General features: G+C 66.0%; 6 protein-coding genes. 2 read left to right on the top strand and 4 right to left on the bottom strand.

The window, feature by feature from the left end; translation table 11 throughout:
* Window positions 1-1,386 (top strand): arabinosyltransferase C-terminal domain-containing protein (locus tag WA317_RS16360; protein ID WP_425174026.1); only part of this gene is annotated, 1,386 nt, incomplete at its 5' end.
* Between the two features lie 209 nt (window positions 1,387-1,595).
* Complete coding sequence (locus WA317_RS16355) at window positions 1,596-2,462, top strand: SGNH/GDSL hydrolase family protein (protein ID WP_425174025.1); 867 nt, start codon at window positions 1,596-1,598, stop codon at window positions 2,460-2,462.
* 4 nt (window positions 2,463-2,466) lie between these two features.
* On the opposite strand, the gene WA317_RS16350 is transcribed toward WA317_RS16355, so the two are convergent.
* The 4 genes from WA317_RS16350 to WA317_RS16335 all read right to left on the bottom strand — a co-directional run.
* The gene (locus WA317_RS16350) at window positions 2,467-3,675 is read right to left on the bottom strand and encodes an acyl-CoA dehydrogenase family protein (RefSeq protein ID WP_425174024.1); all 1,209 of its coding nucleotides are present in this window, start codon (window positions 3,673-3,675) and stop codon (window positions 2,467-2,469) included.
* Between the two features lie 30 nt (window positions 3,676-3,705).
* Window positions 3,706-5,064 carry an acyl-CoA dehydrogenase family protein gene (locus tag WA317_RS16345; protein WP_425174023.1) on the bottom strand — a complete coding sequence of 453 codons (1,359 nt, stop codon included), beginning with the start codon at window positions 5,062-5,064 and terminating at the stop codon, window positions 3,706-3,708.
* Between the two features lie 50 nt (window positions 5,065-5,114).
* Window positions 5,115-6,668 carry an acyl-CoA carboxylase subunit beta gene (locus tag WA317_RS16340; protein ID WP_425174022.1) on the bottom strand — a complete coding sequence of 518 codons (1,554 nt, stop codon included), beginning with the start codon at window positions 6,666-6,668 and terminating at the stop codon, window positions 5,115-5,117.
* Window positions 6,665-8,540 (bottom strand): thioesterase domain-containing protein (locus WA317_RS16335; protein WP_425174021.1); only part of this gene is annotated, 1,876 nt, incomplete at its 5' end. The genes WA317_RS16335 and WA317_RS16340, both read right to left, overlap by 4 nt.

The following is an 8,540-nucleotide window of genomic DNA, read 5'->3' as shown; positions in this document are numbered from 1 at the left end:
GCCACCACCAACGGCTGGTGGTACGTCTCGAGCTATGGCGTGCCGTTCAACAACGTCATGCCGAAGATCGCCGGAATCACCATCAGCACCGTGTTTTTCGCCCTGTTCGCGGTCGCCGCGCTGTACGCGATCTGGCTGCACTTCGCGTCCAGCAGCCGTGGCGAAGGTCGGCTGGCGCGCGTGGCGACGGCCCCTCCGATCCCCCTGGCGGCCGGTTTCATGGCCCTGGTATTCGTGGCGTCGATGGTCGCCGGAATCGTGCGCCAGTACCCGACCTACTCCAACGGCTGGGACAACCTGCGGGAATTCTCCGGCGGTTGCGCGCTGGCCGATGACGTGCTCGTCGAACCGGACAGCAACGCCGGCTTCATGGCGCCCCTCAAAACAGGAGAGCCCGGCAATTACGGCCCATTGGGCGCGCTGGGCGGTATCAACCCAATCGGCTTCAGCCCCAATGGCGTACCGGAACGCACGGTGGCCGAGGCGCTTCAGGAGACGTTAGTGCCGCAGCCCGGCACCGATTACGACTGGTATTCGCCGACCAAGCTGACCCGGCCCGGCATCAACGGATCACTGGCGCCTTTGCCCTACGGCCTCGACCCCGGCCGAGTTCCGCTGGCGGGCACCTACACCGCCGGCCCACAACAGCAGAGCAGGCTGACGTCGGCGTGGTATCAGCTGCCCAAGCCGGACGACGGGCATCCCCTGCTGGTGGTGACCGCCGCGGGCAAGATCGCGGGCAGAAGCGTGCTGCACGGATATACCTCTGGCCAGACGGTGGTGCTGGAATACGGCAGGGCCGATGCGGGCGGTGACATTGTGCCCGCCGGGCGGCTGGCGCCCTATGACCTCTACGGGGAACAGCCCAAGGCGTGGCGCGATCTGCGCTTCGCCCGATCCGAGATGACCGCTGACGCGGTCGCGGTCCGACTGGTGGTCGAGGACCTTTCCCTAACGCCGGACGACTGGATAGCGGTGACTCCGCCGCGCGTGCCGGAACTGCGCTCCGTGCAGGAATACATCGGATCGTCGCAGCCGGTGCTGATGGACTGGGCGGTCGGGCTGGCCTTCCCGTGCCAGCACCCGATGCTGCACGTCAACGGCGTCACCGAGATCCCAAGGTTCCGCATCACGCCGGACTACAACGCGAAGAAGCAGGACACCGACACGTGGGAGGACGGCGTCAACGGTGGCCTGTTGGGTATCACCGACATTCTGCTGCGCGCCCACGTGATGGCGACCTACCTGTCCCGCGACTGGGGCCGCGACTGGGGGTCGCTGCGCAAGTTCGACACGATCGTCAACGCGCCGCCCGCCCAGTTGGAGTTGGGCACCGCCACTCACAGCGGTTGGTGGTCGCCCGACAAGATCCGGATCGGACCGTAACCGGATACGACGCGAAGTTCACCACTCGACGAGTTAAACCGGGTGCTTAGTCGTGAAGACGGCGGGCTCCCCCGCTCATGGACCCTGAGTCCCCGCTCACGAACAGGACCTCCGAGCCAGATCCGGGTCGCAACGTAGGCTCACCCGGTGCCCGTCATCGCCTTCGATATCAACGAAATGGCCCTGGACGTTCCGGTGGGTGAGCAGATTTGACATACGTCAGGCTGACGCGCGCCTGCGCCGCCTCGCTGTTTTGCGCCCTCGTGGCCGCCTGCGGTGTACCGGCGTCCCCGGCCACACCACCGCTGGCATACGTCGCGCTGGGCGACTCCGTTGCCGCCGAACCCGGCGTACCGGATCCCGCGCCACCGCCGGGCTGCCAGAAATCGACCAACAACTACCCGTCGGTGCTGACCCGACGCCTCAAACCGGTGACGGTCACCGACGTCACCTGCAGCGGCGCCACATCAGCAGACATCACCAGCCGCGCCCAACTCACTCCGGGCGGAACAGTTGCCCCGCAGATCGATGCGGTCAGAGCAGACACCACGTTGATCACGGTCACCATCGGCGGCAACGACGTCGGGCTGGCCGCCGACGCCGCGCAGTGCGAGGCCGCCTCGATCGACTCGCCGCCCTGCATGGGCAAGTTCGTCATCAACGGTGTGGACACCATATCGACGGCCATCGGCGCGCAGCTACCGGTGTGGGCGCAGATGATCGAAGACCTGCGAACGAAGGCGCCGCGGGCGCGCATCGTTCTGGTCGGGTACCCGATGTTCATCCGGCCCGGTGGATGCTTCCCCGAGCAGCCGATCCTTCCGAAGGACGCCGACTACTTCCAGTCGAAGGTCGACGAACTCGACGACCATGAGCAGCAACTGGCCGCCAACAAGAAAGTCGGCTTCTTCGACACCAGGCCGCTGTCGGCGGCCCACGACATGTGCGCTGGACCCAGCGACCGTTACGTCGAGGGCTTCATGACCGCCAACCCTGCTCAGCCGTTGCACCCCAACGGTATGGGCGCCGCCGCGATCGGCGACGGGCTGGCCGACTACATCAACGAAAAGCGCTGACTTCCTACTTCAACTGCGCAGACGTCAAACCCAGTAGCCGGCGCGCCACCACGAGTTGCTGAATCTGTTGAGTACCTTCGAAGATGTCGAGGATTTTCGAGTCGCGCGCCCACTTCTCCAGCAGTGACTCTTCGGAATAGCCGGTGGTTCCGGCCAATTCGACGGCCTTGCAGGTGATGTCGCTGGCCACCCGGGCCGCTTTGGCTTTACCCATCGACGCTTCTTTGGAGTTGGGGATGCTGTTGTCGGCCTGCCATGCCGAGCGCAGCGTGAGCAGGTAACCTGCCTCCCAGTCCGCCTCCAAGCGCAAAAACTCAGCGGCAGCGGCACTTTGGGCGTACGCCGGCTTATCGTAGGAGATCTCCAGCCCGGCGCCGGTGAGGATCCTGCGCAGTTCCTCCAGCGCGGCGCGGCCGATGCCGATCGCCATGGCGGCGACGATCGGCCTGGTGTTGTCAAAGGTTTCCATCACCCCGGCGAAACCGGTGCCTACCTCGATGTCCGGGTTGCCGAGCAGGTTCTGCCTGGGAATGCGGGCGTTGTCGAAGCGAATCGCCGCCGTATCGGAAGCCTTGATGCCCAGTTTGTGCTCCACGCGTTCGACGATGACACCGGGATGTTCACGCGGAACGATGAACGACTTGATCGCCGGCCGGCCCAGCGACTTGTTCAGGGTGGCCCACACCACGATGTGGCTGGCGCGTGAGCCGGAGGTCACATAAATCTTCTCACCGTTGATCACGTACTCGTTGCCGTCGAGCGTCGCGGTGGTCGAGACCGCCGCAGAGTCAGACCCGAAATCCGGTTCCGTGATGGCCATCGCCGCCCAAACTTTGCCCAGCCTCGTCAACTGCTCGTCGGTGGCCACCCCGGAGATCGCCGCGTTGCCCAGACCCTGATACGGCAGCGCGAGCATCATCGCGACGTCGGCCCAGCTGACCTCGACGGCTTGCAGCACCGTGGCCATATTGGCACCGTTGCGAACCTCCCCCTTGCCTTTGCCGGCGCGAAACGCCTCGGTCCCGGCCATCGCGAGCGTTTCAGCCGCCGAGATTCCCTCGAAAAGAGAGATCAGGGTGTCGAGTTCGACGGGGTAGGCGTGCTCTTTCAGATCGTATTTGCGCGAAATCGGACGCAGCATCTCCGCAGCACCTTGATGCGTGGTGTGGATCACCGCCTTCAGCTTGCTCGGCAGTTCCAAATTGATTGCCATGCCTGGCCTTTCATCAGACTTTCGAGGTACTCACAGCACGACCACGCCCTCGGCGACACCGAACGCCCGCAGGTCGCGATACCACCGTTCGACGGGGTGCTTCCCGGTGCAGCCGTGCCGGCCGAGCAATTGCACACCGTCCGACCCGATCTGCATTGCTCGCTCGGCGCCGAGTCGCTTGGCCAGCGCGGCCTCCCGAGCGAACGGCAGACCCTGGTCGGCCCGTGCCGCGCCGCGCCAGGTCATCAACCTCAGCCCGTCCAGCTCGATGGCGATGTTGGCGCACATGAACGCCACCGACTGGCGGTGCGCAATCGGTTCACCGTCGGCGACAACTTCTTTCACATAGGGCACCACGTGGTCCAGGACGGCGTGAGAGGTACCGACAGCCAGCGCTGCCCAACCCAACCGGGCCAGCGCAACCGCCTCGGAATAGTCAGCGTCGGTGGCGTTCTGCTCGCCCAGCCGGGCGGCCAGCGGCAGCGAGACGTTCGACAGCTGCACTTGTCCCAGTGCGGCCGCGCGTATCCCCATACTCGGATCGGTTTGCACCGAAACGCCCCTGGCCGCAAGCTCGACGAGGAACAGTGCCGGCTTGCCGTTGAGCTGGGCGGCGACGATGAGCAGTTCCGCTCGCTCGGCACCCGGAACCAGAGACTTCACCCCGGACAACCGGTAGCCGCGCGGCGTGCGTTCCGCGGTGCTCTTCAGCGCAGTGGGATCGAACAGCGGGTACGGTTCGGCGATGGCGACACATGCCTGCGGCACGTCGACGCCGGTGAACCGCGGAAGATAGGCAGCTTGCTGACCCGCGCTCCCCCAGCGGGTCAACGCCGAAGCCACACCGGCGGGCGCCACTACCGCCAGAGCCGAGCCCATATCGCCGTAAGCCAGCGCCTCAGCCAAAAGTGCTGTGGTGACGCTGGACCTGTGCCCGATCAGGCCGAGTTCGGCGGCCCTGCCGATCAGATCCGGCCGGTAAGTGCCGTCGTCGTCGGCGTCGTCGGCCGCCGGGCGCAGCACATCCTCGGCGAACCGTTCGGCGACCTCGATGATCCGCCTCTGGTCGTCATCGGGTGTCAGGTCGAAGTAACCCGTGGCGCTCGCCGCAGAACGGCTCGCGCCGCCGCGGCCGCCCCGAAGCCGCTTGAGCTGCCGGTTGGTATTCGCGGCGACGGAGAAGCCGGTCTTGACCCCATAGCGCAAGGACCGGTTGAGCGGGCCGCGCAGCCGGCAACGGTCCAGGAATTCCTGACCGAGTAACGGGGTGAGCAGCGCCATCCCGACGTCCAGCGCCGTGCGTTTGTGCTTGTACTGGCCCACTCCGACGCTCGGGCCGGCCCGTCGCGCCCGGGACGCTGCAGGGCCAGTGCTGGTAGGTGTCGGCATGACCTACTGTTCACAAACTGAACAGATTTCACACCTGCGATTTCCGGCGGTCACACCGGGAGAAGACCGTGCTTTCGACCGATGCGCGTGTACTGCTGCTTGTCCCGCAACAGGTGCATCGACTTGCGCAGCAGCAACCGCGTGTCGTGCGGTTCGATCACCGCGTCGATGAACCCGCGCTCGGCGGCGATCCACGGGATCGCCATGTTCAGGTTGTAGCCCTCGATGAAGTTCTTTTTGATCGTCTGAGCTTCGGGCGTGGTCGGGTCCGGGAATCGCTTCATCAGCAGCTGCGCGGCGCCTTCGGCACCGATCACTGCGATCCTGGCGGTCGGCCACGCGAAGTTGAAGTCGGCGGTCAGCTGTCTGGAGCCCATGACGGCGTACGCGCCCCCGTAGGACTTGCGGATCGTGACCGTCACCTTCGGGACCTCAGCCTCGACCACCGAGTACAGGAAGCGCCCGCCGCGCTTGATGATCCCGTTCTTCTCCTGCTCCACCCCCGGCAAAAAGCCCGGGGTGTCGACGACGAACACCAGCGGAACGTCGAAAGAGTCGCAGAACCGGACGAACCGCGCCGCCTTGTCCGAGGCTTCGGTGTCGATCGAGCCGGACATGTACATGGGCTGGTTGGCCACCACACCTACCGGCCGGCCGTCGACACGGGCGAACCCGGTGATGATCGCCGGTCCGGCATGCGCGGCCACGTCGAGGAAGTCGCCGTCGTCGAAGATCCGCAGCAGGATCTCGTGCATGTCGTAGGCCGTGTTGTCTGAATCCGGCACGATCGCGTCAAGCTCGATGTCGGTCGGCGTGACCTCGGGCTCCAGCCCGGGGTTGACGATCGGCGGCTTGTCGAAGCAGTTCGACGGCAGGAACGACAGGAAGTCGCGCACGTACTGGAATGCAGCCGCCTCCGACTCGACGACCTGGTGCAGGTTGCCGTAGCGGGCCTGCGCGTCCGCGCCGCCCAATTCGTCGAGGCTGACCTCTTCACCGGTGACTTCTTGAATGACGTCGGGCCCGGTGACGAAGAAGTAGCCTTGGTCACGCACCGCGACCAACAGGTCGTCCTGGATCGGCGAATACACCGCTCCCCCAGCGCATTTGCCAAAAATCAGGGAAATCTGCGGAACCACTCCAGACAGCATCTCGTGGCGGCTGCCCAGCTCGGCGTACCAGGCCAGCGATGTGACCGCGTCCTGGATGCGGGCCCCACCCGAGTCCTGAATGCCGATGATCGGGCAGCCGACCATCGCGCACCACTCCATCAACCGGGCCACCTTGCGACCGAACATCTCGCCGACGGTGCCCTGGAACACCGTCTGGTCGTGGGAGAACACCCCGACCGGGCGGCCGTTGATCATGCCGTGGCCGGTGACGACGCCGTCGCCGAACAGGGCGTTGGGGTCGTTGGGCGTCCGGGCCAGCGCACCGATCTCCAGGAACGTGCTGGGATCGACCAGGGCGTGGACGCGCGAGCGGGCACTCGGAATGCCCTTCTTGGCGCGTTTGGCGACGGCCTTCTCACCGCCGGGCTCCTTGGCCAGCTCCAGCTTTTCGCGAAGTTCGGCCAGCAACTCGGCGGTGGTCTTGGTGCTCACCTGGCCACCTTCGCCGGTGCTGCGATCGTGTTGATCGCCTCCGTCATGTGGGCCCCCACCTTGGCGATGATCGGCTCGTCGATGGCCTGGATGTGCTCGCCCCCGATCTGAACCACTTCGAGATCCGAGACGTACTGGCCCCAACCACCGTCGGGCTGGCGGATCGCGTACCGCGGCTCGAACATGATCGCGTCGTCGTGGTACCGGTCGGCCATGTACAGGGTGACATGGCCGTCATACGGCTGGATCTCGGCGGTGTCGATGGCCCTGTTGTCCAGATACGACGTGCGCTGATGCTCAACGATTCCGCCGGGAATCTGCACACCGCTCTGCTGGACCGCCTCCAGCACGAACCTCACCTGACCGTCGTCGTCGAGTTGCTCGAGGTGCTCATAGGGAATCTCGGGGATCTCGACGTTGAACGTCTTCTCGGCGAACCGCGCGTAGCGTTCCCAGCGCTTGCGGATCTCCGCCTTGGTCTGCGGCACCTCTTCACCGGGGCGCACCGCGTCGATCAAGCCGACCCACCGGACGTCTTTGCCCAGCCGCTTCAGCCCGATCGCGCACGCGTAGGCCAACACGCCGCCCAGCGACCAACCGGCCAGAACGTAGGGCCCGTCGCCCTGCATCTCGATCAGCTTCGGAAGGTATTGCGCCGCACGTTCTTCGATCGTGCCTTCGACACGTTCGAACCCGTACATCGGGATGTCTCCCGGCAGCCGGTTGAGCAGCGGCTCGTAGACGACGGTCGACCCGCCCGCCGGATGGAACACGAAAACCGGCACCTTGCTCGACCCTTCCGGGCGCACCCGCAGCGTGCGGACGAACCCGTCCACCACACCGGCTTCCAGGTATTCACGCACCGTTGTGGCCAGAGCTTCGATGGTGCCGGCGGCCTTGACGTCGTCGACGCTGATCGGACCGTCGGCACGTTCGGAAAGCCGTTGAGCCATCTTTGCCGCGGTGTCGCCGTCGAGTGCGGGCAGCGGGTTGAAAATGCCGCCGGGTGATTTCTTGGTGACGATCGCCCAGGTCGCGAAAGTGACCCGCTCGGCGGCGTCACGCGGTGGCACGTCGGAGCTCAGCGCCTCGGCCGCAGCTTGTTGAACTTGCTGGTTGAGCTCGTTTCCGACCCCCGCCGGGTTGTGCTGCCCGGCCGGGCCGGCCGGATCGGTCGGCGGCGGCGGAACCGGCTGGGCCGACGGACCGGCAGGGTCGGTCGGTGGCGGCGGGATCGGCGCCTCGGAGGTGGGCTCCGAAGCTTGGGCCGCCTCCGCTGTCGCGGGCACATCTTCCTGCGTGGACGGCTCGGCCTGTGGATCGGGTGCGGGTGCGACCAGCGATGACGCGGAGGCGCCGCTGATGAGTTCAGCTTGTGCTCTGGCGATCTCCTCGGCGCTCTGCGTCTTCTGGAACTGGTGCAGCTGGTCGACCTCGTCGCGGTGCTCGACCGCGTACTCGATCAGCTTCTCGACGTTGTAGAGGTTTGCGTCGCGCACTGCCGCCAACTGAATGGGCGGCAGGTCGAAGTCGTACTCGACGCGGTTCTTGATCCGCACCGCCATCAACGAGTCGAGCCCCATCTCGATCAGCGGCACCTCCCACGGCAGATCCTCGGGCTCGTAGCCCATGGCGGACCCGACAATCAGGCCCAAGCGCTCCGCGATGGTCTCGCCCGAGTCCGGCGACCATTTGCCCATGCTGGCCGAGAAGTACCGGTTGGTCAGGCTGTCCGTCAGCGTGTCGGCTCCCGGCTTTTCGTCAGGTACCGCGGCGGCCGCTGCCGTCTGCACGCCGGGACCGGCCACAATCACCGGTGCCGCCGCGATCGCCGAACCGGCGCCGACCGCCGCCGGCAGAATCCCGCCGCTC

Source organism: Mycobacterium sp. (genome assembly GCF_049802695.1).
Taxonomy (GTDB): domain Bacteria; phylum Actinomycetota; class Actinomycetes; order Mycobacteriales; family Mycobacteriaceae; genus Mycobacterium.
Note: the sequence above shows the minus strand (reverse complement) of the source record. Positions and strands in the feature narration are given on the sequence as shown.